Annotated in this window: 24 protein-coding genes and 2 pseudogenes; 12 read left to right on the top strand and 14 right to left on the bottom strand. The window is 38.4% G+C overall.

All coding sequences use genetic code 11. The features are described from left to right. Positions 1-122 (top strand): annotated as a pseudogene (locus V6C71_03250) (transposase). 193 nt (positions 123-315) lie between these two features. Here V6C71_03250 and V6C71_03245 read toward each other — a convergent pair. Further along, positions 316-666: a LemA family protein gene (locus V6C71_03245; GenBank protein ID HEY9767509.1), complete on the bottom strand. Its 351-nt coding sequence runs from the start codon at positions 664-666 to the stop codon at positions 316-318. A gap of 341 nt (positions 667-1007) precedes the next feature. Between V6C71_03245 and sbcD the strand changes: the two genes are divergently transcribed. After that, positions 1008-2234 carry an exonuclease subunit SbcD gene (gene sbcD, locus V6C71_03240; protein ID HEY9767508.1) on the top strand — a complete coding sequence of 409 codons (1227 nt, stop codon included), beginning with the start codon at positions 1008-1010 and terminating at the stop codon, positions 2232-2234. Positions 2235-2285: 51 nt separating this feature from the next. On the opposite strand, the gene V6C71_03235 is transcribed toward sbcD, so the two are convergent. Continuing rightward, positions 2286-4997 carry a filamentous hemagglutinin N-terminal domain-containing protein gene (locus tag V6C71_03235; GenBank protein ID HEY9767507.1) on the bottom strand — a complete coding sequence of 904 codons (2712 nt, stop codon included), beginning with the start codon at positions 4995-4997 and terminating at the stop codon, positions 2286-2288. A 449-nt stretch (positions 4998-5446) separates the two neighbouring features. Here V6C71_03235 and V6C71_03230 point away from each other — a divergent pair, with 449 nt between their 5' ends. The 3 genes and pseudogenes from V6C71_03230 (at position 5447) to hpsU (ending at position 7389) form a co-directional block, all read left to right on the top strand. Beyond that, entirely contained in the window at positions 5447-5647 is a 201-nt protein-coding gene (locus V6C71_03230) for a hypothetical protein (protein HEY9767506.1), read from the top strand. Between the two features lie 61 nt (positions 5648-5708). Beyond that, positions 5709-6569, top strand: a pseudogene (locus tag V6C71_03225) (PepSY-associated TM helix domain-containing protein). A 211-nt stretch (positions 6570-6780) separates the two neighbouring features. Continuing rightward, entirely contained in the window at positions 6781-7389 is a 609-nt protein-coding gene (gene hpsU, locus V6C71_03220) for a hormogonium polysaccharide biosynthesis acetyltransferase HpsU (GenBank protein HEY9767505.1), read from the top strand. 4 nt (positions 7390-7393) lie between these two features. Here hpsU and hppD read toward each other — a convergent pair whose 3' ends face one another. After that, complete coding sequence (gene hppD, locus V6C71_03215; GenBank protein HEY9767504.1) at positions 7394-8452, bottom strand: 4-hydroxyphenylpyruvate dioxygenase; 1059 nt, start codon at positions 8450-8452, stop codon at positions 7394-7396. 48 nt (positions 8453-8500) lie between these two features. Next, the gene (locus V6C71_03210; GenBank protein HEY9767503.1) at positions 8501-9376 is read right to left on the bottom strand and encodes a methyltransferase domain-containing protein; all 876 of its coding nucleotides are present in this window, start codon (positions 9374-9376) and stop codon (positions 8501-8503) included. A 239-nt stretch (positions 9377-9615) separates the two neighbouring features. On the opposite strand from V6C71_03210, the gene V6C71_03205 reads away from it, so the two are divergent. Further along, positions 9616-10791 carry an AGE family epimerase/isomerase gene (locus V6C71_03205; GenBank protein HEY9767502.1) on the top strand — a complete coding sequence of 392 codons (1176 nt, stop codon included), beginning with the start codon at positions 9616-9618 and terminating at the stop codon, positions 10789-10791. A 121-nt stretch (positions 10792-10912) separates the two neighbouring features. After that, positions 10913-11347, top strand: coding sequence for a large conductance mechanosensitive channel protein MscL (gene mscL, locus V6C71_03200; GenBank protein ID HEY9767501.1), 435 nt, complete (start codon positions 10913-10915; stop codon positions 11345-11347). 144 nt (positions 11348-11491) lie between these two features. Here mscL and V6C71_03195 read toward each other — a convergent pair whose 3' ends face one another. The 5 genes from V6C71_03195 to trpD all read right to left on the bottom strand — a co-directional run bounded on the left by V6C71_03195 (position 11492) and on the right by trpD (position 14761). Further along, positions 11492-12103, bottom strand: a complete 612-nt coding sequence (locus V6C71_03195; GenBank protein HEY9767500.1) for a diguanylate cyclase — start codon at positions 12101-12103, stop codon at positions 11492-11494. After that, positions 11997-12245, bottom strand: a complete 249-nt coding sequence (locus tag V6C71_03190) for a response regulator (protein HEY9767499.1) — start codon at positions 12243-12245, stop codon at positions 11997-11999. Before V6C71_03190 ends, V6C71_03195 begins: the two co-directional genes overlap by 107 nt. A gap of 696 nt (positions 12246-12941) precedes the next feature. After that, a complete protein-coding gene (locus V6C71_03185; protein ID HEY9767498.1) occupies positions 12942-13235 on the bottom strand; it encodes a hypothetical protein in 294 nt (97 codons plus the stop codon). Positions 13236-13282: 47 nt separating this feature from the next. Next, on the bottom strand, positions 13283-13504 hold the full coding sequence (locus V6C71_03180; protein ID HEY9767497.1) for a hypothetical protein: 222 nt from the start codon (positions 13502-13504) through the stop codon (positions 13283-13285). 213 nt (positions 13505-13717) lie between these two features. Beyond that, complete coding sequence (gene trpD / locus V6C71_03175) at positions 13718-14761, bottom strand: anthranilate phosphoribosyltransferase (GenBank protein HEY9767496.1); 1044 nt, start codon at positions 14759-14761, stop codon at positions 13718-13720. A gap of 109 nt (positions 14762-14870) precedes the next feature. Here trpD and V6C71_03170 point away from each other — a divergent pair, with 109 nt between their 5' ends. From V6C71_03170 to V6C71_03160, 3 genes are all read left to right on the top strand, one after another. Further along, a complete protein-coding gene (locus V6C71_03170) occupies positions 14871-15371 on the top strand; it encodes a pentapeptide repeat-containing protein (GenBank protein ID HEY9767495.1) in 501 nt (166 codons plus the stop codon). Positions 15372-15535: 164 nt separating this feature from the next. Further along, entirely contained in the window at positions 15536-15769 is a 234-nt protein-coding gene (locus V6C71_03165) for a DUF4278 domain-containing protein (protein HEY9767494.1), read from the top strand. Between the two features lie 31 nt (positions 15770-15800). After that, positions 15801-16442, top strand: coding sequence for a histidine phosphatase family protein (locus V6C71_03160; protein ID HEY9767493.1), 642 nt, complete (start codon positions 15801-15803; stop codon positions 16440-16442). Positions 16443-16572: 130 nt separating this feature from the next. Here the strand turns inward: V6C71_03160 and groL are convergent, their stop codons facing one another. From groL to V6C71_03135, 5 genes are all read right to left on the bottom strand, one after another. After that, positions 16573-18246: a chaperonin GroEL gene (groL, locus tag V6C71_03155; protein HEY9767492.1), complete on the bottom strand. Its 1674-nt coding sequence runs from the start codon at positions 18244-18246 to the stop codon at positions 16573-16575. A gap of 309 nt (positions 18247-18555) precedes the next feature. Beyond that, positions 18556-19416 carry a response regulator transcription factor gene (locus tag V6C71_03150; GenBank protein ID HEY9767491.1) on the bottom strand — a complete coding sequence of 287 codons (861 nt, stop codon included), beginning with the start codon at positions 19414-19416 and terminating at the stop codon, positions 18556-18558. Between the two features lie 668 nt (positions 19417-20084). After that, a complete protein-coding gene (locus V6C71_03145; GenBank protein HEY9767490.1) occupies positions 20085-21488 on the bottom strand; it encodes a diguanylate cyclase in 1404 nt (467 codons plus the stop codon). A gap of 741 nt (positions 21489-22229) precedes the next feature. Beyond that, the gene (locus V6C71_03140) at positions 22230-22436 is read right to left on the bottom strand and encodes a hypothetical protein (GenBank protein ID HEY9767489.1); all 207 of its coding nucleotides are present in this window, start codon (positions 22434-22436) and stop codon (positions 22230-22232) included. 142 nt (positions 22437-22578) lie between these two features. Continuing rightward, positions 22579-23304: a precorrin-2 C(20)-methyltransferase gene (locus V6C71_03135; protein HEY9767488.1), complete on the bottom strand. Its 726-nt coding sequence runs from the start codon at positions 23302-23304 to the stop codon at positions 22579-22581. A gap of 346 nt (positions 23305-23650) precedes the next feature. Between V6C71_03135 and V6C71_03130 the strand changes: the two genes are divergently transcribed. Then, positions 23651-23866: a hypothetical protein gene (locus tag V6C71_03130; GenBank protein HEY9767487.1), complete on the top strand. Its 216-nt coding sequence runs from the start codon at positions 23651-23653 to the stop codon at positions 23864-23866. Positions 23867-23958: 92 nt separating this feature from the next. Beyond that, the gene (locus tag V6C71_03125; GenBank protein HEY9767486.1) at positions 23959-25677 is read left to right on the top strand and encodes a SulP family inorganic anion transporter; all 1719 of its coding nucleotides are present in this window, start codon (positions 23959-23961) and stop codon (positions 25675-25677) included. Positions 25678-25715: the final 38 nt, after the last annotated feature.

Raw genomic sequence — 25715 nt, 5'->3', positions numbered from 1 at the left:
TCGATAATGGACGTTTTCACAATGGCAAAGATTTAATTGTGCCAGAGAATATCGTTTTGTTATTTCAACCACCTTACTGTCCTGAGTTAAACCCAATTGAGCGATTATGGGAACATATAAAAGCGGATCTAAAGTGGGCTTCGTTCAAAACCCAGGCTCAACTGCAAACCAAAGTCGATCAACTTATATGTGAGTTAACGCCAGAAGTGATTGCTTCCATCACAGGTTATTCTTTCATCAACGATGCCCTATCTGCCCTGAATGCTATTTAAATTGGTATCATATAGCCAGCAACCAGATTACTCGGAAACATTTCTAAGGCATTGTTATATTCCGTAACGGCTGCATTTTCAAATCAGGATAATTTTCAACTAATGCCACAATATTTCCCATCGTGCGAGAAATTTGATTTTCGAGAGTGAGTCTATGTTCTGCACTAACTCCCCCAGACATAACTTGCGATCGCAATCTCGTAATTTCAGCTAACGTTTGCTGTTCAAATTGCAGATGATTTTTCACTACACCAACTAAGTTAGGAATTAAATCCCATCTTTTCTTAAGCAATACATCAACACTAGAAAAAGATTTGCTGACCTGATTTTTCTTAATAACTAAGCCGTTGTATATTTTTACGCTGACGATAAAAATAGTGCCGGCTAGCAGCAAAATTACGCTTGCTACTAATAAAAAATATATATAAAAACCATCTGAGAAAACCTATATTAGAACTAATAGCCAGTAAAAAACCAATTCAATCGAGTGGTAATCAGCTTGATAGTTATAATTCCCCAAACAAGTGCTTAATTATTCCTAAAGATGATAAGCGATCGCAGCGAATCAATAACCAAGACCAAAAAAATGGCTTTGAGTGCATAATGTAAAAGATCTTGAGCGATTACAAAAATCTCAAAACCTGCTGGTTATTGAGGGTAATAATAAAACAAATTAACTAGCAAAAGTACTATCCTTTACTTAAGCTCCACAACCATATAGCTAACTCTGGTATTATGATTAAAATTCTGCACTTATCTGATATCCATCTAGGAAGCGGTTTTTCTCATGGCAAGATTAATCCCGAAACAGGAATCAATACCAGATTAGAAGACTTTGTAAATACCCTACGCATTTGTATCGATCGCGCGATCGCCGAACCAGTAGATCTGGTATTATTTGGTGGTGATGCTTTTCCTGATGCTACTCCCGCACCTTATGTTCATGAAGCCTTTGCCAGTCAGTTCCGACGTTTAGCAGATGCTAAAATACCTGCAATTCTCTTAGTAGGGAACCACGATCAACACTCACAAGGTAATGGTGGGGCGAGTCTATCTATTTATCGTACCTTAGTTGTGCCAGGGTTTATCGTCGGCGATACCATCGCTACTCATCGCTTGGATACCCGTAGTGGAGCAATTCAAATTATTACCCTTCCCTGGTTAAATCGCTCTACATTATTAACTCGTCCCGAAACAGAAGGACTGGCATTAGCTGAAGTTAATGAAATGTTGATTCAGAAATTACAGCCAGTATTAGAAGCAGAGATCCGTCGCCTCGATCCGCAGATTCCCACAGTTTTATTAGCTCACTTGATGGCAGATCGAGCCAGTTTGGGTGCAGAAAAGTTTTTGGCAGTGGGTAAAGGCTTTACTATCCCTATGTCGATGTTGATTCGAGAGGAGTTTGATTATGTAGCCTTGGGTCATGTTCATAAACATCAAAACCTCAATCCGAGTAATGACCCCCCAGTTGTTTATCCAGGAAGTATCGAGCGAGTAGACTTTGGTGAAGAAAAAGAAGCCAAAGGCTATATTTTTGTAAAAGTACAGCCAGGCAAAGTCGAGTGGGAGTTTTGCCCCCTACCTGCTCGTCCTTTTATTACTATTGAGATGGACGTTTCTGAACAAGAAGACCCTTTAGAAGCGGTTTTAGAGATAATCGCCAAACAAGATATTGAAGATAAAGTGGTTCGCCTAATCTATAAATTGCGATCGCAACAGCTAGATTTAATCAATACCTCTGCTATAGATAGAGCCTTGCAATCTGCTCATAGCCACAGCATTCGCCCCGAATTAGTTAGTCAATTGGCTCGTCCTCGTCTGCCCGAATTGGGTGTAGGCAACACTTTAAACCCGATAGAAGCTTTGACTACCTATCTTAATAACCGCGAAGACTTAGAAGACATTCGTAAAGATTTACTGGAGGCTGCAAAGGTTTTGTTAAATCAAACGTCTCGATAAATATATTTAACCTAAATGTGGTTAATTATTCGCTCGAACAAGCCACTTTAGTTACTTACAGCCACTAAACTGTAGGAGATTCCTGTTAACATTTCCCCTAGTAGGTTTAGCAGTTAGCCGAATGATGCCATTTTTTAAAGTAATTCCCCTGGCAGGATAGATGTTTCCTTGAGAGGTTTCAATTGGTCGAGGTTGCAGATTGGCTGGATCGGCGTTTACGGGACAGCCATTCAAGGCTACAGGTTGAATATTATTAATATTATTACTAGGTAAAATATTCTTGGTCTCGATCGCATAATCCACATCAGGCACGTTGAGATCGAAAGCAATTAGCGCAAAGTTAACCTGTGAATCAAATGTAATGATATTTGTGCCGTCGCCATTAGCAGTAGCGATCGCATTTTCACTGTTAGAAAAAGCACGAGAATCTAAATTATTAATACCGTTATTAGTAGTGGCAGCAGCACTAAGACTATCAAAGTCTACTTCTTCTGCCACATTAAAGATGATATTGCCTGGGCGATCGCCAACTACATTTAAAGTGTTATCGCTTCTAGCCAAAGAGTTAGCAGCAGCATTATTATCAGCAATAGTTTCAGCAAACACGGTATTTTCGGAAGTTAGCACAATGGAAGAATCTATATCATCAACGCTAGCGCGATCGCTATTTAAGGCGATATCTCCACCCTTGCCAACATTAGTATTCTCATAAATAAGTTTAATTCGAGAATTTACTCTAGATGGTCTTTCAACAGTAGCAGCTTGAGGATTGGTTGCTAAAATAGCTGCGGTATTATTGGCAATGTTAGTTACAGAAATAGAAGAATCTAATGAACCTGTATTAATATTTTCTCCAGCCTCTAAGAAAATTTCGCCCCCCGATCCAAGATCGGCTTGAGCAATAGTTAGACCAATCTCAGATACCGACAGGGTAATATTAGGCGTAGTTTCGGCATTACTATTAAGGCGATCGCTAACTGCCACGTTAGAACTAATATTTTCTGTAGTAAGATTGTCTTGCGCATCCAGATTAATACGTCCACCATCGCCAGTATTGAGTTCCAATAAGGCGGTAATTATTGAAAAACTATCTAAAGATGTGGAGTCGCTGTTTATGGCGATCGCCGAACTAGAATCGATCTTACCTACATTAATATTGTTTCCTGCCCGCAGATTTATATTGCCCCCCGCACCAGCAATAATCTTGGCTTGAGGAATAGCAAAGATATTATTGGCTTCATTAATCGTATCTACTTCGGTATTGAGATTGAGATTAACTGTAGAAAAAGCATTGAAATCGCCTATAGAAATAAGTCGGTTGGCAAATAGGGCGATATCTCCTGCATCACCTGAAGCAATTGTGATCTGGGGAAAGGTTGTTAAATTGGCTTGTGTCGTTAGTTGAGCATTAACTATTGAAGAAGTATTAATGCCGTTAGGAACATTAATATCCTGGCGCGAATCAAGAAATACATCACCGCCATTGCCAGCAGGATTGCTGGTATCGATCGCTGTTACTGTAATATCACCCGCAGCCAAATTGGTATTAGGTTGGTATTGATTAGTTAGTAAAACCGTTCCTCCAGGATTATTAACCGTACCGCCGATCTTAATATTACTTCCTGATTGTATGGGCGGAGCAGCTCTTAACTCTGTTGCTGCCAGAAAATCTACGCTACTTGTTCCTGCACGAATATCTAAAGTTGGTTCAGCACTGCCATCAATATTTAACTGACTACCCTCGCTCAGAATAATAGTTTCTCGTAAAGAATTTTCGGCTGTCTCGACACCTGTAATATTAACATCTCCAGCGATAGTGACATTCCCTCCCGACTGAATATGTAATGATGCTCCTGTGTAACTCGCCAGACTTACATCATCCTGGGATTGAATCAGAGGATCTGTCAAACTTACAAAATCGCCAAGACTTCCATCTAGCCGTTCAATACGAAAACTGCCACCGCTGTAATAATGAGCATCACCGTTAATCGGGTTATCACTTCTTAGAGTTAATTCACCACCTGAAAATAAACCACTAGCAGCATTATTCAAGACAAAAATATCAACAGTACTACCCTGTAAAGATAGCTCTTGTCCTGCTGCGAGGATAAAAGGATGATCGATTTTATCTCTAGCAGTAATTGTGTTTAATGCCTCTAGAGTGAGACTTTCTCCTGCTTGTAGTTGTCCTTGAAGATTTAAGTTGTGAGCAGAAAGAGTAAGATGGCGATCGCTATTTAAGTTACCAGTACTACTAATATTTCCTGTAGTTCCCCGAAGATTCAGTCCAATGGGAGCATTAATAGTTAAGGCAGGGGTAGCTGCATTCGTGCTGACAAACTCAGTGCCGTCTTCAAATTCAATCCCTGTCGCGGTACTGCCAAAAAACGAACCACCGATTTCCAATCTGGCATTGTTACCAAAGATAATTCCCGCTGGATTAATTAAAAACAGATTTGCTGAACCATTAGCCCGAATTAGTCCGTCAATACTAGAAATATTCCCCCCTGTAACTCTAGAGAGAATATTATCGATATCTATGCCATTGTTGAAAAAAGCTTCGTTGCCTGTAGGCACAGAAAAATCTTGAAAGCTGTGAAATAAGTTGCTTCTGGCTTGTTCTCCTCCTGTAATTTCGGTTACATTTCCCTGTCGATCCACGTTAGTAGGTAAACTACCGTCTGGTGCAATCTGTCCGTTTACTGAACTAGCAATCAAACTCAGGCTAATAGTACACAGGCTGGTTCTAAACAAGTTTTTCATTGATTCGCGATCGCCTATTGAGCTACAGTAATGTTATTAATAAATCACAAAACCTATACCGTAGCAATTTCCAGCAGCTTAATCTTTACGAATAAATACATTTGCTGGCAGTTTTCGTGATGGCGTACAGACTGAAAGATTTTTTATTGCACCGACTTTATCATGGCAAATTAGTGATGATACCGAGTTAACCCTGGAATTTTCCTATTTAGATGATACTCGACCAGTCGATCGCAAACTTGTAGTTTTAAGTAATAATGAAGTCGCCGATATCCCGATTAGCCGTTATTTAGGAGATCCAGAACCACGAGAAAACTTGGACGAAACTCGTACCGAACTCTATCTCAACCGTTATTATCAAATAATCGCCTGTCTTCAACTTTAGCTTTCTACGAATCGATCCTTGGCTGGTTAGCCGACAGATCGGCACGATCGCTCCCCAAGCAGAAATGATTAACAGTGATCGCATTTTTAAAACCGTACAAGCAGCTTACCCAGACTGGAAAATCGATTCTCTCAGTTGGAATGGAAACAAAAAACAATCGTTAATGGTAGAAGCGATCGCGCCTGATTCTAAGGATGAAGCAGGAGTCAATAACGTTCGCTTAAGCCCCCCCGCCCCCAAAATTGGGGAAGCCAGATTTAAATAAGTCCCCTAGAGTTGGGGGATTTAGGGGGCGGACAAAATGCTTTAGCGACTAACCGAACAGTATTGAAGCAGGAGTTTATTTATACGGGATACATACTATATTTGTCAATCCTTACACAGGACCAATTTTAAGCGATCGCATCGATCGCTTTAGCTATTATCGATTTTTGCTCAATCTCCACTATCGCTTGTTTATTCAAGGTGATACGGGAATGTATGCAACAGGAATTACAGGTTTACTTCTATTCGTTATGGCAATTACGGGTATTTTATTATGACCTGGCTGGCGTAACCTCAAAGCAGGTTTCAAAATTAAGTGCAAGGCAGATAGCAAGCGACGTAATTTCGACCTACACAAAGTTATAGGGATTATTGTGGCAGTTTTTTTAGCCTTGACAGCTATTACAGGCTTTTTTCTCTGTTTTTATCATTGGTCAGTACCAATAACCCACGCTCTTACTTTTAGTCCTCAGCCAGCTAGTGAAGAGGAAACCGTTGTAGTTAATGTCGATCTTCAAACGAATCCAACCAGGGCAAAACTTGATGTTTTATTACAGCAAGCAATTAAAGCATCGCCAGATTTACTGGTGGGAGAGATGTATGTACCTTTTTCCTCTAGCGATCGAGTTGAAGTTTATAGAGAATCTTACGATCGCACTGTATATCTCGATCCTTATAGGGCTAAAGTTCTCAAAATCAAAGGTTCACCTCAGCAACAGTCACTAGGTGATCGCATTGTAATTTCTTGGCTGAAACTGCACTTTGGCACATTTGGCAGTTTATCTACTCGCATTCTTTACGTTTTTGTCGGGTTTTCTCTAATTTTGTTTATTACTGGTTTTATTATGTATCGTCTGCGTCGTCGTCGCAAAAGATTAGAATCATCGGATAACAGAGAATTAATCGAGCGATATAATACGTAAAACACTGTGATTACTTTTAATTGAGTTTTAATCAATAGCTGTTAGCTCACTTTCTCTGTTCCCTGGCATTACCAAGATAAGAAATATTCAATAAACTTGACTAAAAAATATATCAGGCTAGATTAAAGTTACCTTTTACAAGGTTCTTGCTTGATTTAACGTTTTGCTATTATTGTTTCTGAATTGTTTCTGACAATTTGCTTATTTTTGGATGATCTCAAGTAATACACAGGGAGATTGTGAATACACAACATCTTTGCATGAGCCAGCACTTATTGACTTAACTACATACGATATATCTAATTTTGAGCGCGGAAAACCTAGCTGGCTGGTAATGCTGTGGTGGTTAATACAGGCGATCGCTTTTCCTCTCAGCCTGCATAACTTTAATCTTTGGCGCTGCTTTGTGTTACGTCTTTTTGGCGCAAAAATTGGCAAAGGAGTAGTAATTCGTCCTTCGGCTCGTTTTCTTTATCCTTGGAAAGTAGCAATCGGTGATTATAGCTGGATTGGAGATGATGTCGTTTTTTACTGCGTTGACAATATTATAGTTGGCTCTCACTGTGTCATTTCACAAAAATCTTATCTTTGTACTGGAAGTCATGATCTAGAAAACAAATCATTTGCCTTAATCACTGCCCCAATCAATATTGGTAATGGTACTTGGGTTGCTACAGACTGTTTTATTGCACCAGGAGTTGATATTGGTTCAAACAGTGTAATCGGCGCCAGAAGTACCGTGATGAAAAGCATTCCGTCTCAGCAGGTGGCTTGGGGAACTCCTTGTGTGCCTCGTTATCCTAGAGAAATAAAATCCTAAGTACCTAAGTACTAAAAATTCTGTTCTCTTGTTCTTTTTCTACTGCTTCAAATAAAGCTTTAAAATTCCCCTGACCAAAACCTTGTGCTTCTTGTCTACGCTCGATAAATTCTAAAAAGAATGTCGGTTGCTCAAAGATTGGTTGAGTAAAGATCTGCATTAGTAAAGATTGAGGGTTATGGCGATCGCTATCGACTAAAATTTGTTGTTCAGCGATCGCCTGCTGTTCTTCGACGCTAAGAGGCAGTGATGTTTGAAGTTTGCTGTAATAAGCCTGGGGAACGCTTAAAAATGGCAACTGACCCTGCATTCGGGCTACATCGGCAATCAAATTTTGCGATCGCAATGCTAAATGTTGTATGCCCGATCCGCCATTAAGATCGATAAATTCTTGAATTTGTGAATTAGCTGAAGTCGGTTCATTAATATTAAACTGTACTTCTCCTGCATCATCGATTAAAGCTTGGCTAATCAATCCCGATTTAGGAGTTTGAATGTCAAAACTCTGCTGAACTTGGAATTTGAACAAAGCCTGATACAGCTTAACTGCCAGGTTTAATTTTCCTTGAGCGACATTTAAAACTACATGGTCGATATTAGTAATGTGAGACTGAAAGTGACTAGCTGTTGCGTATTGCTTGATTTGAAGATTTGGCAAACAATAATCATAATCACCAGTTACCTCAATCAAAGTATGCTGTAAGTCATTCCAGCCAGCAATCTTAGCAGATTTAAAACTTCCTTGAGAACTTTGAGACAGTTGAATATTTTGCAGCAGCTTGATGCCCAAACAGCGACTGCGATTAATAATTTCTGCTAAGTCTTTCACTCTAAAGGCAATATCAACCACCCCAGAAGGGTGGAAATTAAGATACTCCGCGACTGGACTAGCAGAAGTTACGGGTGAAGAGAAAACCAAGAAGCAAGAATTGAGGACAATTATTTCTGTATGGGTGTGTTGATTAATACAGTTGCCGATCGCTTTAAAGCCGACATTTTGAATAAACCAGTCTCTTGTTCGTGCTGCATTTCTGGTATAGAAATGAACATGATCGATCTTCATAAAGTTATTGCTGGCGTCATTATTAAGCCTACTTACCTACTTACCTACCTATTTAATACCATAAATCAAACCGAAGCGAATCAAACCTCTGGCATAGCCTCGGCTCATCAAATTAAGCGATAATGCTCCCTGAATAGTTTGCCAACCCGCTTTAAATAAGCCCACAATTGCTTGAGGAGCGATCGCCGAATCAATTACCACATTCCAAAAAGGTTCAACCGCTATTGACCAATCATCAGATTTTAAATCTTTAAAACCACATTCAGAGGCGATCGCTCGATACTCTGATAATGAGATAACGTAGGGTAAACAATACACTCGATAGATTTCCTTTAAATGAGCGACTTCACTAGGAGTTAAATCCCCCGCTAGAGAATTAGTTTCACGATGACACCAGGTAGCTAAAATCATTTTTCCGCCAGGTTTTAAAACACGATAACATTCAGCTACAAACTTAGCCTTTTCGGGCATATGTTCACCGCTTTCTAATGACCAAACCAGATCGAAAGTATTATCTTCAAAAGGCATTTCTAAAGCGTTAGCTACTTGAAAACGCACCCTACTATCCATACCCGCTTCAACTGCTCTTTCTTGGGCTCTTGATGCTTGAATAGGAGAGAGAGTGATGCCTGTAGCATTGCTGCCGAACTTTTGAGCTAAATATAGAGTGCTTCCGCCTATACCGCAGCCAACATCAATAATATTTTGAGGCACATTAGTATTATTTTGAGTATTATTTTGCTCATAACCAGCCCAAAGTAATAACTCTTCAATCAGGTCGATTTGAGCCTGACGGCGATCTAGCCTGTAGTTACCATTTTTGCCATAGTAACCATGGTGCATATGTTCACCCCAGATTGACTCCCATAGTCCACTGGAAGCGTCGTAAAATTCTCGAATATCTTGATATAGATTATTGCTCATTTAATAGAAACAAAGATTGCGTTCAAACTCTGTTTTACTCTATCTAAATCCTTTGTTTTTCGCCGATAATCATGCCATTTAGTAAAAAATCATGAATAAACTTAATGATTTTCGAGGAGATATTGCACAAGCAGTTAAAACTTTACAAATAGCGATCGCAACTGACTTCCTTTAGGGGCGATGTTTTTCAATTACTTTATCTATTGCCCCTAAAAACAAATAACTTATTTGAAGATTTTATGAACCAGTTTGAGAGTTTAGCCAAATTATACAAAACTACTTTACTCAATAATGTCTTACCCTTTTGGTCACAGCATTCTGTAGATTGGGAATGTGGGGGATATTTTACCTGCTTGGACAGAGAAGGAAATGTCTACGACACAGATAAGTTTATCTGGCTACAAAACCGTCAGATCTGGACATATTCTATGTTGTACAATCGTTTAAGCCAAAAATCAGCATGGCTCGATATTGCTCGTAATGGGGTAGAGTTTCTCGCTAAACATGGTCGAGACGATAAGGGCAACTGGTATTTTGCTTTAGATCGGGTTGGACAACCTTTAGTCCAACCTTATAATATTTTTTCCGACTGTTTTGCAGCGATGGCTTTTAGTCAATATGCCTTGGCTTCTGGAGAAGAGGAGGCGAAAGAAATCGCCTTGCAAGCATATAGCAATGTATTGCGTCGTCAAAATAATCCTAAAGGTAAGTATAACAAGGCTTATCCTGGAACGCGATCGCTCAAAAGTTTAGCCGTACCCATGATTCTTGCCAACCTCTCCTTGGAAATGGATTGGTTGCTGCAAAGCAGTCAGCTAGAAACGGTTTTAGACCAAACAGTGCAAGAGGTAATGGGATTTTGCGATTCAGATACGGGATTAATATATGAAAACGTGACAGCTGATGGCAAACATCTAGATTGCTTTGATGGTAGGTTAATTAATCCTGGCCATGGTATCGAGGCGATGTGGTTTGTCATGGATATAGCCAGCCGTCGCGATAATTTCAATTTAATTAATCAAGCAGTTGATGTGGTGCTAAATATTCTTGACTTTGCTTGGGATAAAGAATACCAGGGCATATATTACTTTATGGATGTTCAAGGACATCCTACCCATCAGCTTGAGTGGAATCAAAAGCTATGGTGGGTGCATTTAGAAACTTTAGTTGCGTTATTAATGGGATTTAATTTAACTGGACGACAAGAGTGTCTTGAGTGGTTTCAAAAAGTTCATCAATATACCTGGAATCACTTCACCGATTCTAGTTATGGTGAATGGTTTGGCTACTTAGATCGAAGAGGAGAAGTATTGCTAAATCTCAAAGGTGGTAAATGGAAAGGCTGTTTTCATGTTCCTCGTGCTTTATATCTATGTTCGCAACAATTAGAAGCTTTAAATTCTCAATCAAAATAAATAATTTTCAAATTAAAAACAAATTTTTTATTTAATCTAAATCTGTTGTGTCGATAAAAACATTTATAATCTTTTAATCCATGAATTGATAAAAGTTTTAAAACTAGTAGAGTCAAAAATTATGGTTAGAAGAGGAACACAAGCAGCAGGCGGATTTTTGTCTGGCTTTCGCGACTTTATTATGCGCGGTAATGTTGTTGACCTGGCTGTTGCAGTAATTATCGGTGCAGCATTTAGTAAAATTGTTGATTCTTTGGTGGGGGATATTATCACGCCCGCCATTTTGAATCCCGCAATGAAAGCTGCAGGAGTAAACAGATTATCGGAATTATCGGCTGGGGGAATTCAGTATGGTTTGTTTCTAGCAGCCGTGCTTAACTTTTTAGTAATTGCTTTTTGTATTTATGTCTTGGTGCAAGCATTTGAAAAAGCAAAAAAGCGGATCATCCGTCAGGAAGCATTAGCTGAAGAAGAAGCGCCTGAAGCTAATATTTTAGCCCAAGAAAGGCTTACAGGTGCTATTGAGCGGTTGACTCAAGTAATAGAAACAAAGTAAAGCTTAACTTAGAATTATAAGAAACCTCCCTGGAGTCGCTCGTCAGATAAGTTTTGAGAACTAGATAATCGTCTGGCATTTTGCAGCAGCCTAAAAATTAGGTCTTTACTATTAGCTATTAACTATTAGCTATTAACTTGATAGTCAATCTATTTTAAACAGATGATAGCGATCGCCTCCCTGTTTTTTAGCTCTATATAAAGCAGTATCGGCAGCATTAATCAAGAACTTAATTGAAGATTGTGAATGGGGAATTTCGCAGCTAATACCCAAACTAAGCGTAATATTTTTACTAATAGGAGAATGAGCATGAACCAGTTTAAGTTCTTTAATTGCCAACTGAATTAGTTGAGTTATTTCAACTGCTCCTGTTAAATCGGTATTGGGTAAAATAATCACCAATTCTTCTCCACCATAACGACAAACTAAATCTGCGGATCTCTTGACTGCATTTTTTAAAGCTTGAGCTACTTTTTGCAAACAGTCATCTCCTGCTTGATGACCATAGTAATCGTTATAGTTTTTAAAATAATCAATATCGCACAAAATTAAAGATAGTGGTTGCTGTGATCTTTGCAACCTATTCCATTCTTGCTCTAAATATCGATCAAAATGACGACGATTGGCAACTTGAGTTAAGCCATCAAAATTAACTAGATATTGCAATTGTCGATTGGCTTTGGCTAATTTTTGGTTTTGGTAAATGATTTTTTTGCATAGTAGCTGTAATTGTAAATGGTTTAGTAATATAATCAACTGCTCCCAAAGACAAGCCTTTAACTTTATCTTCTGTATCTCCTAAAGCTGTAATAAATATTATCGGTATGTTAGGGGTCGAGCCAGAGGTCGCCCTCTGACACTCCCATTCAAAACCGTGCTTGCGACTTTCACCGCACACGGCTCCTTCTGGCTTTTCGGTACTTTATATTTTGTTCTATAAACCACAATCATCGATTCGATGCTGTATTAGTCATTAAGAACTACTTATTTCCCTACTACACTCACGGCTGCACGTCAGCATATCTCAGACATTACATCCATCCCTGTCGGGCGTTACCTGTTAATTCAGGTTAAGCATTGGCTTTTTACAGCATCCTACTCCCATATTTCATACGCTTCACATCTGGTTTATCAAGGGTGTCTTGATAGAAATATGGGGTTATCCCGTTCCCTAACTTCATTTCGCGTTGTTCTTAGTCCCTAATCTATACTCCCAGAGGTATAATGATGAGAAAATATCAAGAAGAAGAATCTTAATATTCTTTTTATTTCTTCCAACTCTAAAAGAAATACGTACCTCTGTTGCCTTTTGGCAGTAGTGTATTAAGCCGTTACACTACTTTAACTTGACGAAGATATTGTAAAATTAGTTAGACTTTGTTGAACTTAAACAACTTCCCTTGCAGAGTTACCAAATTCGGCTATTAGCTATCTGCTTTTATCCTAGCTCTGCACCACTATGATGTTATCTAACAGCACATAGGATATGGATTCAAACGTCTCATTCGTCGGTAGGAATTAAACCTACATGAATTTAGAGTTATTGTATTTTCTAGGTTCTAGATAATACCCTCAGCGTTCCTACAAGATGTAGTTAGACTGAAACGAGTCGCACATCATCATCCCAAGTATAGATTTCACTCCACAAAGGATGACTAGCTTTGACCGCATCTGTATACCAACTATCGACTCGAAAATCAAATTCATCGACAATAACTCGTTGGGTAGGATTACCGCGATCGTCTGTGGCGTAACCGTGGTATTCTCCCAAATAAGCTTGTTCGATAAAATCGAGGCGTAGACTATTATCATCATTGCGATTAATTCCGACAAAGTCACCTTGAGAATTACCAAAATTAATGTAGCCGAAGTCTTCAAAAACGTGCATTTGCTGCCAAAAATAGCGACCAAAGCCACGTAAATTGCTAACATCGATTAATACCCCTGTTCGATCGCCTGGCCGTTGATTTGATTGATTTGATGGGGTAAAGCTAAATAGCGGTCTAAATGCTGACCGACGCGATCGCTAACTTGCCCTCGCAGTTGCGTAGCCAGATCCTTAACCGCTTTTTGTCCGTTACGCACCGATAAATAGCCCGTCAATCCTACCGCAGCAAAAATTTGCAAAACAAAAGGAACGACTAAAACTAGACCCAAAGGTAGTTTTTCGATTTTTTATAGCCATATAATTACTTAACTTAATCTCAAAGCCGACAGAGAGTAATTACCTGCTTTTTATTTAGCTAATAACTTAGATTTATAGTTCCCATTTTTGAGATCGAACATAACCAAGCTGGGCGATCGTTTTCATCTGTTTCATTTATTGGAGATACGTTTTCAAAACTTTATCGATCCAGGCTCGATAACTTCTTATTTCTTGAGAAACTTGACCAACTCTTCTAACTTAGACCAGGCTGCCCCACTGCCCATCACCTCTTTGGCAATAACTACTCCCTTAAGATGATCGCCAAAAGGTACAAGCTTCCCTACCTGTAAAGCAAGAGAAGCATTCAAAGCTACAGCATCTTGTTGTGCAGATGTTCCTTTTCCCTGTAGTACGTTGCGTAAGATAGCGGCATTTTCCTCAACTTCCCCTCCTTTTAGTTCGCTAACAGAGGCAGGTTTTAAACCTAAAGCTTGAGGATTAAGAATTCCTGAACTGACTTTACCATTATTAACCATACTCAAGTCTGTAACATCACCCAATCCTGCTTCGTCCAGGTTTTCTCGACCGTGTATCACCATAGCATTAGAAATATTGAGCAGATTCAAAGCTTTTGCCATGCTGTCAAGAAAGGCGCTGTCATAGACTCCAATTACTTGACCAGTCGGACAGAGAGGATTTACCAAAGGACCTAAAAGATTAAATACGGTTCTAATTTTGAGGGTGCTGCGTAAAGGTGCAACGCTCTTCATTGCAGGATGCCAGCCACGGGCAAAAAGAAAGGTAATCCCCACTCGATCCACCGCCGCTTTGACTTTTTCTGGTGCAGCATTGAGGTCAACGCCGAGATATTCTAAAACGTCTGCTGAACCAACTTTGCTGGAGGCAGAACGATTACCATGTTTAGCCACATTTATGCCTGCTGCTGCTGCAACAAAGGCTACTGCGGTTGAGATATTAAAGGTAGAAGCACCATCCCCGCCAGTGCCACAGGTATCGATAACAGGATAATCATAACTAATGTTTTGTTGTTGTAAAGATTGAAATTTAAGCACCTGCGCCATTCCTGCTAATTCTTCGGCAGTAACTCCTTTTGCCTGAATAGCTGCCAGAATTGCTCCAGACAATACGGCAGGAATTTGCGATCGCAACCATCCTTCCATTAATTGTGCAGCTTGAGATTGAGACAGTGATTGTCTATCTAATAGCTGCTGTAGCAGACTCGAAAAATCTATTGAATTATGTTCCATGATGGTTTTATGGCTATGGGGATGATTCCTCGCACTGGAGGTAAAAGACGATTTACAATTAAAGACGGTATTCTTTTGAGCTTAATTTGCTTAAAAATAAATTTAATCCATGAAATATTTTCTCCGACTAAGTGCATTTTTGTTGCTGTTAATTGTTTTATTTTTTCCCTTACCAGCTATAGCAGGAAGTTCCTCTTCTGTTACTCCTTCTACCTTTAGCGAATTAGACTTCAAGAATAAAGATTTTTCGGGTAAAGTTTTGCAGAGCGTAGATTTTGCCAAAGTAGACTTAGAAGAGGCTAACTTTAGCAATGCAGATATTAGAGGAGCAGTATTTAATGCTTCTAATTTGGCTAAGGCTAACTTATCAGGAGCAGATTTTAGCTATGGCTTTGGTTATCTAACCAACTTTGATGGTGCAGATTTGACTAATGCTAATTTTCAAGAGTCTATTTTATCTTTTTCTACTTTCAAAGATGCAAAGATAGATGGGACAGATTTCTCTTTTGCGGTTTTAGAGAAATGGCAGGTGAAACAGCTATGTGAAAATGCTGTTGGAGTTAATCCTCAAACTGGAGTCGATACTCGCGAATCTTTGGCCTGTAAGTAATCTTCCGTTAATAAAGTATAATTTTTGACCCACTTTTTCATATTTATGAGCTATTGCAGTTGATATCTTTCGATGATGACTGCAATTTTTTTTAATGTCTTACGTATCAAATAGTAATCGATAAATTTGCTGATTTTCAAATTTAAAATTACCCAGAAAATACGATGAAACTGACTTACCGTGGCATTAATTATCAATCTCAGAAAATAGAGGTTAGACCCCAGCAGCTTCAATCTGCGATATTACTCAAAAAGTATTGTCTTGCTAATGCTCAAGATGCTAATCAAAATAATTTGATTAGACCAATACACTATTACACCTATCGCGGTGTAAGCTACACTAAGAATCTTATGTTCGATACTCAGACCAAACTTTTACTTGATATTGAGCGACAATAATATTCTCAATCAGATCGCACCACTTTAAATAATGTCTCAAACAGTTTGGATTGCCAGACATGGTAATCGTCTTGATTTTGTTAATCCCGAATGGTTCAATACGGCAGCCAGGCGTTACGATCCTCCCTTATCACAAGATGGTTTTGTACAAGCAACAGAATTAGGACAAAGACTCAAATCTGAAAATATCAGTCATATCTTTGCATCTCCTTTTTTACGAACTATCCAAACTGCTAACAAAGTAGCAAAAGTTCTAAATCTACCAATCAAGCTAGAGGCGGGATTGGGTGAATGGCATAATCCTCAATGGATGAGCGAAGCACCTGAAATTCATCCTCAGGACTTTTTGGCAGCTAAATATCCTTTAATCGACTGGAACTATCAATCTTGTCTAATTCCTCAATATCCTGAAAGCAAAGCGGACGTTAATCAGCGTACAGCAGAAACAGCTAAAAAACTTGTAGCTGAATTTTCCGAAAATATTTTAATTGTGGGACATGGTGCATCGGTACATGGTGTCACTTATGGTCTTGTTCCTGATACTGAATATTTTAAGGTTGCTCTTTGCTGTTTAACTAAAGTGGTTCGTAGCCAAGATAATAATTGGCAATTAGACTTCTGCGGAGATACCTCTCATCTCAATCAAACAGAGTCTCAAATTAGATTAAATTAGTTTTTAAAAGCTTAAGCTATTTTTAATTAGAAAAGCTGGCAAAAAAAAAAGAGGCAATCTAATCAAAGATTTACCTCAAGACATAAGCTAATTGATTACTTGTCTCAATTTTTGGGTAGAAAAACCGGCACTACATCATGCCCATGCCGCCCATACCGCCCATGCCACCCATGCCGCCCATACCGCCCATGCCTCCAGGCATACCAGCAGGCGCAGCAGATTCGGGTTCGGGTTTCTCTACTACCAATGCTTCGGTGGTTAGAACCATTCCCGCAATTGAAGAGGCATTTTGCACCGCAGAACGAACTACTTTTGCAGGATCGATAATTCCCGCAGCAATCATGTCACCAAATTCATTAGTCAGAGCATTGTAACCAACGTTAAAATCACTTTCTCTAACTTTTTCAACGATTACAGAGCCTTCAACTCCCGCATTATTAGCTAGCTGGCATAATGGAGCTTCTAAAGCTTTGGCAAAGATATCAGCCGCAACCTGTTCTTCTGTATCTTTCAGCTGACTTCTAAAGTCAGCTAATTTTTTGGCTAAATAAATTAGAGTTGTCCCGCCACCAGGAACAATGCCTTCATCTACTGCTGCTTTAGTTGCGTTGAGTGCGTCTTCAATGCGCAATTTACGGTCTTTAAGTTCGGTTTCTGTGGCTGCACCAACTTTAATGACTGCCACTCCACCCGCTAGTTTAGCGATGCGTTCCTGTAGTTTTTCGCTATCGTAATCAGAATCAGTTTCTTCTAGCTGCTTGCGTAGCTGCTCAACTCGTTTAGCAATATCATCACTATTACCAGAACCAGAAACAATGGTTGTGTTTTCCTTATCAATGGTAATTTTATCTGCTGTTCCCAGCATATCTGTATCAACGCTGTCGAGGCTCAGACCTACTTCTTCTGAAATTACCTGACCACCTGTTAAGACAGCTATATCCTGTAACATCTGCTTACGGCGATCGCCAAATCCAGGGGCTTTGATCGCTGCTACATTTAAGACTCCTCTGGCTTTATTGACTACCAGAGTAGCCAAGGCTTCACCTTCTAAGTCTTCAGCAATAATTAGTAGAGGTTTGCCATCGCGAGCTACTTTTTCTAGTACAGGAACTAAATCGGCGATCGCGCTTATTTTCTTATCGGTAATTAAAATTAGCGCACCGTCAAATTCAACAATTTGACGTTCTTGATCGGTCACAAAATAAGGCGAAATATATCCGCGATCGATTTGCATCCCTTCAACTACATCTAACTCAGTAGCTAAAGATTTGGATTCCTCTACGGTAATCACCCCATCTTTGGTAACTTTATCCATCGCCAGAGCAATCATATCGCCGACTTCTTCGTCGTTGCCTGAAGACACGGTAGCTACCTGAGCGATCGCCTCACCAGCCACAGGTTTAGCTACTGAGGCTATTTCTTTAACTAAAAAGGCAGTTGCCTTGTCCAAACCTTTTTTGAGAGCGACAGGATTAGCTCCTGCTGCTACATTTTTTAAACCTTCTTTAATTAATGCCTGAGCAATAACTGTCGCCGTAGTTGTTCCATCACCAGCATTATCTTTGGTTTTGGATGCCACTTCGCGAATTAATCTTGCACCAGTATTTTCTAGAGGATCTTCTAACTCAATTTCTTTGGCGACGGTAATTCCATCATTGACAATCTGAGGCGCGCCAAACTGCTTTTCCAACAAGACATTACGACCTTTGGGGCCGAGAGTAATCTTCACAGCATCAGCCAGAGCATTCACTCCTCTTTCTAATGCCCGTCTCGATTCTTCATTAAACGAAACAATCTTCGCCATAGGATTTTCTTTTCCGTTTCGCTACATATTCCATTTGCAAATTTAGCACTCTTCGGTGGCGAGTGCTAAACAACATTATCTAAATTTTTGAATTGATTAGTCTTGTAGGGATTACCGAAATTTCCTAGCGCAGCCATGGTTAAATTCAAAATCAAACCCAAAACAGCGGTACAGATAAAGGTTTAAAGTAATTTAGATTCTAACTATATAAATAAATTAACTGGTGTGAAGCTTTGCTCAAAACTAATCAAATAATTTAGTCTGAATTCGATGACATTTCTGGATCGAGTTTAATTTTAGCTCGAATAGCTAGTTGAGGACTAACATACTAACACCGACAATAAAAAAGATGGTGCTAAGAAAAATTACAAAATAACGTACAGAATTAATTTGATTCTCTAATTTTTTAATTGCTTGTTTAGTTCCAGCAAACAAAGTATTAATATACCTTTGCTGCTCAAGGTTGCGATGATCAATCTGCATTTCTATTTTTTGAATACCTGGTATGGTTCTATTTAACTGCTGATTAGCTACTTCTATCCCGTTTTGCAATTGATTGCTGACTTGATATTGAAAATTCTCTAATCCCTGACGAAAATCTTGTTTTAAGCTAAGTATTTGAAGCTCTAATTCTTGATACATTGCTTGTCTTTCAGCTTCGTTTTGAGAAATAATTTTTTTTTCAAGTTCAATCATTGAGCGAGTGTAATTATTTTCCAAATTAGACAAGTTATCGGCGGCTTGTTCCCTTTCTCGAATTAGATGGGAAAGCAGTTTCTCAAACAATCCTGGACCTAGTTGAAAATAACCTCGTTGAACAGCACGAATTGTATCGATAATTTCTTGCGAAGAAGTATTTTTAAGTAAATAACCTCTAGCCCCAAATTCAACTGCGGAGTTAATATTATCCTCATCATCATGACTGCTAAGAATTATTACTTTAGTTTCTGGAAAACGCTGACCAAGTATTTTGGTAACGGTTAAACCGCTCATTTCTGGCATTTCTAAATCGACAATAGTAATATCGACTTTTGTTTGTTCTAAATACTTAATAGCTTCTTGTCCATTAGTAGCTTTCCCCACTACTTCTAAATCTGATTCAGCTTCTAAGATTGCCTGTAAAGCTTGTCGGGTGAAGTTTTGATCGTCCACCACAAGTATTTTAATCATGAATATGTCCTAAAATTAAACATTAATACGGATAAATAAAAATAATATTTGTTTTTAACAGCAATAAAGCAAAAGATAGATGCTAGTTATTAATGATAATTTTTACTAATTTCAATTTTTGCTAAGTTAATACATTACTGCTTTTGATTTAAAGTATTGTCTATTGCTAAGCCCTCCCGAGAAAACAGTATCGATTATCACAATATTGATTGGTCAAAAACGGCATAGCTAGATATTTTATTAAATCAATACCTTTTTACTAGATAAACATCTTAAATTAGAATTTCGTCCAACTAGAAAATGGCAATATCTATAGGCCGATAGTCAAAATCTCTAAAAGAACTTTAAAAGAAAAAATAATATCCGTCGAGTACACAATAGGATATAAATAAAAACTGCATTAAAATTGCAGCGTACTTAACAATTATTACAATTATTGAGAATAATTATTAAGTAATTTAAGATGGTGATAATTAGGCTATCTGTCTAAAACGTCTATTTAGTACATTATTAAAAATAAATACTAGTGGCATATATGTTTAATCAACATATAAATTGACATCTTACAGGAATTTACTGATTTTAACTTCAGTATGTAATCTTGCAAGACGATCGATAAATCAGCTAGTTAGCTAGTTGCGATCCTCAAGGGATGGAAGATTGGCAGTTTAACTAAACTCGACTAACTTATAGATGACGCGATTGCGACCTTTAAGTTTGGCATCATATAAAGCATCGTCAGCAGCTGAAATTAAGGTGTGAGGTGAGGTTCGGGTATCTGAAGCGGGAATAATACTGGAAACTCCAAGACTCAGACTGACTACACTACTAACATCTGATGAGACATGAGGTATTTGTAGATCCTGAATTTGTTGATGTATATCTTCTGCGACTTTGATTGCTCCTTTTCCTTCAGTATGGGGCAATATAATGGCAAACTCTTCTCCGCCATAACGAAATGCTACATCAGCAGGCCGTTTAACGGCTCGTTCAATTCCTTTGGCCACTTCATGTAAACAGTTGTCTCCTGCTTGATGTCCGTAAGTGTCATTGTAGGCTTTGAAGTAATCTACATCGCATAATATTAAAGATAAATATTCTCTTTCTCTAGCGCACCGCGACCACTCTTGAGTAATATATTCGTCAAAGCGACGACGATTAGCTATTTGAGTCAGGCTATCAATATTTGCTTGATAAGTGAGGCGTTGATTAGCTTTTTGCAGAGTTATTTCTGTTTGTTTGCGATCGCTGATCTCACGAAACGTCATCGCAAAACCATCACCAAGCTTGACCGCTACAATATGAAACCAGGCTTTAAGTGAAAAAGAATTATATTCATATTCTTGTTCGAGTACAGTGCAAGATTCCACTACCTGAACAAATTGCTCAAATAAGCCATCAAACAAATGTCCAGGATAACTTTCGACAAACAAACGTTTTCCTTTAAGGGTTTCAATTGTACCGCCAACCGTCATTGCTGCCACAGGATTAGCAATTAACCAGCGAAAATCAACAATTTGTCCTTGGCGATCGCGGATTGACTCAAAGGCAGCAACTCCATCTAAAGAGCTATTTAAGACCCCGGTTAATAATGCACGAGATTTATTTAATTCGATCTCAGCAATTTTTCGCTCTGCTATTTGCTCGGTAAGTACTCGCTGATATTTCTGCTGCTGCTGAATAATCGATAGTTGTGCTTTAATCCGAAACACAACTTCTTCGACAAAGAAAGGTTTAGTAATATAGTCAACACCTCCAACCTTGAAGGCTTCAATCTTATCAAATTCCGAATCTAAACCGCTTAAAAAGATAATCGGGATGTGTCGCGTCTCGTCTGCCGATTTTAAATAACGACAAACTTGATAGCCATCCATCTCAGGAATCATAATATCCAGCAGTATTAAGTCTGGACATTCTTTTCTAACTATAGACAGAGCCATCTGACCATCAGTAGCCGAATCAACCCGATAACCTTGCTCTCTCAACAAAGATGATAAGAGCCTGACGTTTTCTGGTAAGTCATCTACGATTAATATTTTTTCTTGTAGTCTCTCGTTATACTTCTTGTTCATCTACCACTATTGGGTAATGAGCAATAGTCAGAGTAGATAATTTCTAACTATTGCCGTAGCTTTAAAAAGTAGTCCCAGCTAATAATTAGCCTTAAAACTACAGATAATATTTAGCTCAATAGGGCTTCAATATTGAATATTTTCTCAAAACTTTTCAGGCAATCTTTTAAACATTCAAAAGCTTAATAAACGCTTTTTTAATTAATAATTAAAATTAAAATATATCTAAACTTATCATTACGTATAACTATATTTTTACAGTAAAATAATCTCACACTTTAAAAATTTAATTTTAGTTTGATAAATTATTAAAGTGTGAGATATTTTCGCTCACAACTATTGTAATTAAGCATAGATTGTAATAGTTACTCAATTATATATCAGTTATACCATCTATTTTTATAGACGCACACAAGAATAATTAAACCTAAAATAACTGCGAACATAATTATTTTATATTTGCGTATATTCTCTGATAAATTCGGATAATATCGATTTTTCAACCTTTAGAAAAGCACTGGAATTTTAGCCAATATTAGCCAATAATATAAAGTCATATTTCCCAGTCAATGACGAGATCTTGAGTATTTTTCCAGGTTAATCGTAACTGTGGCATCGACAACCAGCTTAAATTGTATGTATCTAATCAGTTTTAACTCAAACTTTGATAAATGTTTTGTTAAAGAGCGAAAATAAGCCTAACTTGAAGGGAGGTTAGACTTATTCCTATCGCTCAGCATTTTATAAAGATTGGCGTGAGGCAAACTTCTCAACGATCGCCTGAGTTTCTTGCAGCATTTGTTGTCTGCTGTCGGCCGCACTAATATTAGTCAGCGTGGGTACTAAATTACGGGCTTGGAGTGCCATATGTAGCTGCAACTGTGCTACGTACTCGCTAATATCTTCGCGAAATAATTCTGGCATTTGATTTGTAGGTTGAGTATCCAAGGCAATAAGCTCCTGCTATTTTTACTTATAGATCGGTTCTACTTCACTCCCAAAAGTAACATGCTAATTATTCATTTTGTATAACTTTTGACAAATTTAAAATATTTTGCAATATTCTTTGTAAAGTAAATTTGCGATATTGCTAGACATCTTGATTATCGATCACTTGATGGACGAGCAGAATTGAAAAATAAGACAAATCTAGCTGAGGACAATTACTTAAATTCCCATAAATCTTTTGTTCGGGAAAAGTAGCTTTTTCGACGATCCAACTAGAATCCAACAAATTTCTTCGCTGTAGAATTTGCCAAACTTGCTGATAAACAGAACTAACCTTGAGTAAAACTACTACCTCTGCCCAATCCAGCGCTATTTCTAATTCTTGGACTGAATATAAAGCAGGAAGTATTGCTAATCGCTGATGATTAACCGTCAAGGGAATTCCTAGTATAGAAGCGATCGCCATCGGCGAACAAACTCCAGGCACAGTTTCTATTTTTATTTCGGGATGTAATTGCTGTAAAGTTTGTGCCAAATAGGTAAAGGTACTATAAAAGCTAATGTCTCCTAAACAAGCAAAGGCAATATCAGTTCCTTGTTGAAGATAGTGCAAAACTTTTACAGCTGCTACTTTCCAAGCTTGCTGTAGCTTTTTTTCATTTTGAACATAGGGAAATTCTAACGGTAAAATTTGTTGTTGCGGCTGTAGCCAAGATTGAATAATATTTTGGGCTATTCCTGGACGATTATTGATACCAGAGGGAAAAGCAATGACATTACAGCTTTGCAAGATCCGCAAGCCTTTGACGGTAATTAGTTCTGGATCTCCCGTACCGACACTGATACCGTATAGTGTTCCTAGTTTCACGCTCTCGTTTGGTTATTGATAATTTAAGACCATTACATACCATAGCGTGAGTCAAACTATGTTTGTACCCAAGAAATTAAAGTTGCTGAATAATTAACTATTTTTTGCTCGGGACAATAATATTTAACGTGAAATCAATACAAATAATAGTTTTTTTAGCCTAGTAAGTTTGATTCATCAGCTTTTTTTACTCATCAGATAAAAAAACTTCAAGCTGTAAATATTGCTTTTTTCATTTATTCCGGTACGATATTTACATAGACTAAAATCAATTAAATAATTTTGACGATTGGTTATTATCTATGTCAGTTTGATAACAGACCAAATTAAAAATCTGTGTAATCTAATGGCACACTGCATTCTATTTCTCTTGGGACTAGTAATTATCTGGACTGGTTTAAAAATAGCTGACGAAGTTCATCGACTAGCTTTAGCTTCTGTTGGTGTTGTTTCTTTAAGTTTGGGGTACTTTTCTAGCCCGTTGTTATTTCAATGTCTAAGTGGAATTTTAATTCTGAGTGCTTATCAAATTTACATTCTGATGGTTGAGTCATCTCTATGATTCGTCCTTTTAACATAGTTTTTATTGCTTTGTCAAGATTAAAAACTTAAACCATAGTAAAATCTACCAATATTACATTCGAGGTTTTCACAATGTCAATTACTAACAGGATTCACTTTAGGAACGTAAAAGGCGATATCTTTGGTGGTGTCACTGCTGCGGTTATCGCCTTACCAATGGCTCTAACTTTCGGGGTTGCTTCTGGTGCGGGAGCTTCGGCGGGGCTTTGGGGCGCAATTATAATTGGTTTTTTTGCTGCCCTCTTTGGCGGAACTCCCAGTCTTATCTCTGAACCGACTGGTCCAATGACAGTGGTAATGACTGCCGTAATTGCCTCTCTCACCGCTGCCGATCCTGAAAATGGCTTGGCAATGGCATTTACCGTCGTCATGCTAGCAGGTATTTTCCAAATTATCTTTGGATTTTTTAAATTAGGTAAATACATTACCCTAATGCCCTACACGGTGATATCTGGATTTATGTCAGGTATTGGGTTAATCCTAGTTATTTTACAGGCTGCGCCATTTTTAGGTCAGGACAGTCCCAAGGGCGGTGCTTTAGGTACAGTACAAAATTTACCGTCCCTAGTGGTAAATATTAATCCCTTAGAAACATTACTTGCTGCTTTGACTTTGGGGATTTTGTTCTTTTATCCGTCCAAGCTCAAGAAATTCATCCCTCCTCAGCTATTGGCGTTAATCGTGGGCAGTTTAATTGCGATCTTTTTCTTTGGTAACGCTGATATTCGTACTATTGGTGAAATTCCAGTTGGTTTACCTAAGTTACAAGTTCCTACCTTTACTCCTGAGCAACTGCGAACCATGGTGGTTAACGGTTTGGTATTAGGGATGCTGGGCTGTATTGACGCGCTGCTTACTTCCTTGGTAGCGGACAGTTTAACCCGTACCGAACATGATTCCAATAAAGAATTAATCGGTCAAGGAATTGGTAATTTAGTTGCTGGTTTATTTGGCGGTATTGCTGGTGCGGGGGCAACTATGGGTACGGTAGTTAATATTCAAGCTGGTGGTAGAACTGCTTTATCTGGTTTGACTCGCGCCTTAGTTTTACTGGTAGTAGTTTTAGGCTTAAGTCAGTATTTAACAGGTATTCCTAGTGCAGTTTTAGCGGGTATTGCTTTTAAAGTCGGGATCGATATTGTGGACTGGGGTTTCTTGAAACGCGCTCACAAAATTTCTCCTAAAGCAGCATTTATTATGTATGGGGTAATTATCCTCACTGTTTTTGTTGACTTGATTGTAGCTGTAGGTGTAGGTGTATTCATTGCCAACATTTTGACTATCGAACGTCTGTCTAATTTACGAGCCGAAAAAGTTAAGGCTGTTACTTATGACGATGAAGAAATTGTACTCAACAATGAAGAAAAACAGTTACTAGAAAGAGCTAATGGTCGCGTACTGCTATTTTACCTAAGCGGTCCAATGATTTTCGGCGTAGCCAAAGCCATCTCTCGCGAACACAATTTAATTAACGACTATCAGGCATTAGTTTTAGATATATCAGAAGTACCAATTTTGGGTGTAACTTCGGCATTAGCTTTAGAAAATGCGATCGCTGAAGCAATTGAAAAAGGCCGTCAAGTGTTCTTAGTTGGTTTACAAGGTCAAGCGGAAAAACGCTTAAGAAAGATGGGTGTAATGGCACAAATACCCAGTCAAAATATTGTTAGCGATCGCACTACAGCTTTAAAACAAGCAGTCAATTATGTTGACCAACACGTTGCTGATTTTGCTGGCGAAACAATTAATCTCCAAACAGGGGAAATAATTAATCCTCAAGCGATCGGATAATTTAAAGCTGTTAGCTTGAACAACCAAAAGCTGATGGC

The organism is Coleofasciculaceae cyanobacterium (assembly GCA_036703275.1).
GTDB lineage: Bacteria > Cyanobacteriota > Cyanobacteriia > Cyanobacteriales > Xenococcaceae > Waterburya.
The sequence above is the reverse complement of the archived record's forward strand: the minus strand, read 5'-3'. Positions and strand labels throughout refer to the sequence as shown.

Coding starts and splice junctions, on each gene's coding strand:
- V6C71_03170 (HEY9767495.1), top strand. CDS start 14,871: ATGAAATATTTTCTCCGACTAAGTGCATTTTTGTTGCTGTTAATTGTT.
- V6C71_03130 (HEY9767487.1), top strand. CDS start 23,651: ATGGCACACTGCATTCTATTTCTCTTGGGACTAGTAATTATCTGGACT.
- V6C71_03205 (HEY9767502.1), top strand. CDS start 9,616: ATGAACCAGTTTGAGAGTTTAGCCAAATTATACAAAACTACTTTACTC.
- groL (HEY9767492.1), bottom strand. CDS start 18,246: ATGGCGAAGATTGTTTCGTTTAATGAAGAATCGAGACGGGCATTAGAA.
- V6C71_03160 (HEY9767493.1), top strand. CDS start 15,801: ATGTCTCAAACAGTTTGGATTGCCAGACATGGTAATCGTCTTGATTTT.
- V6C71_03185 (HEY9767498.1), bottom strand. CDS start 13,235: ATGCACGTTTTTGAAGACTTCGGCTACATTAATTTTGGTAATTCTCAA.
- hppD (HEY9767504.1), bottom strand. CDS start 8,452: ATGAAGATCGATCATGTTCATTTCTATACCAGAAATGCAGCACGAACA.
- V6C71_03125 (HEY9767486.1), top strand. CDS start 23,959: ATGTCAATTACTAACAGGATTCACTTTAGGAACGTAAAAGGCGATATC.
- mscL (HEY9767501.1), top strand. CDS start 10,913: ATGGTTAGAAGAGGAACACAAGCAGCAGGCGGATTTTTGTCTGGCTTT.
- hpsU (HEY9767505.1), top strand. CDS start 6,781: ATGATCTCAAGTAATACACAGGGAGATTGTGAATACACAACATCTTTG.
- V6C71_03165 (HEY9767494.1), top strand. CDS start 15,536: ATGAAACTGACTTACCGTGGCATTAATTATCAATCTCAGAAAATAGAG.
- V6C71_03145 (HEY9767490.1), bottom strand. CDS start 21,488: ATGAACAAGAAGTATAACGAGAGACTACAAGAAAAAATATTAATCGTA.
- V6C71_03210 (HEY9767503.1), bottom strand. CDS start 9,376: ATGAGCAATAATCTATATCAAGATATTCGAGAATTTTACGACGCTTCC.
- V6C71_03230 (HEY9767506.1), top strand. CDS start 5,447: ATGATTAACAGTGATCGCATTTTTAAAACCGTACAAGCAGCTTACCCA.
- trpD (HEY9767496.1), bottom strand. CDS start 14,761: ATGGAACATAATTCAATAGATTTTTCGAGTCTGCTACAGCAGCTATTA.
- sbcD (HEY9767508.1), top strand. CDS start 1,008: ATGATTAAAATTCTGCACTTATCTGATATCCATCTAGGAAGCGGTTTT.
- V6C71_03150 (HEY9767491.1), bottom strand. CDS start 19,416: ATGATTAAAATACTTGTGGTGGACGATCAAAACTTCACCCGACAAGCT.
- V6C71_03235 (HEY9767507.1), bottom strand. CDS start 4,997: ATGAAAAACTTGTTTAGAACCAGCCTGTGTACTATTAGCCTGAGTTTG.